Origin of the sequence: Streptomyces calidiresistens (assembly GCF_014141525.1) — a bacterium.
In the GTDB taxonomy this organism is placed as follows: domain Bacteria; phylum Actinomycetota; class Actinomycetes; order Streptomycetales; family Streptomycetaceae; genus Streptomyces; species Streptomyces calidiresistens.
Map to the genome: position 1 here is coordinate 1 of NZ_VKHS01001418.1, position 715 is coordinate 715.

General features: G+C 73.1%; 1 protein-coding gene. It reads left to right on the forward strand.

Going from position 1 to position 715, the window contains the following annotated elements; all coding sequences use genetic code 11:
- Positions 1-232: 232 nt before the first annotated feature.
- On the forward strand, positions 233-715 hold a 483-nt coding region (locus FOE67_RS27610), incomplete at its 3' end, for a TetR/AcrR family transcriptional regulator (RefSeq protein ID WP_182667534.1).

Sequence of the window (715 nt, forward strand, 5' to 3'; positions counted from 1 at the left end):
GCCAGGACCTCCGCGCCGGGGGTGGGGGTGGCGAACTCCGTGTTGAAGTCGTGCAGCAGCCGGGCGATCACCGGGGCGTCCCCCGGGCCTGCCGTCCGCACGGAAAACGGATCGGCGGCCATGCGCCTCACCCTGCGTCCCTCCCGGTTCCCGGGCCCGTGAGCGTCCCCGGGAATCCGGACGACGGGGCGGTGGTACATTCGTACATGTACGAATGTACACAAGGAGATCCATGGGACGGACGGAGGAACAGGCGGGTGCGGCGCCCCGCCGGACGCGGGACCCCGAGGGCCGGCGGGCGGCCATCGTGGAGGCCGCCGTCTCGGTGATCGCCGAGCGCGGCATCGGGAACACCACCCACCGGCTCATCGCCGCCCGGGCCGGCGTGCCCCTGGGGTCGACCACCTACTACTTCCCCTCCCTCGGTGACCTGGTGGACGCGGCGCTGGAGAAGGTGGCCGACGAGTGCAGGACCACCCTCGCCGGGTGGGAGGAGAGGCTGCGTGCCTCCCCAGCCACTCCCGGCCCGGTGATCGCCGACGCCGCCGCCGCGTACCTGGAGGACCGGGAACGGGCGATCGTCGAGTACGACCTCTACCTCGCGGCCGCCCGGGACGAACGGTTGCGACCGCTGGTGGACGCGTGGATCGGGGAGATGACCCGGGCGGTGGCGACGGTGTCCGACGAGCCGACGGCCAGGGCGATCACCGCCCTG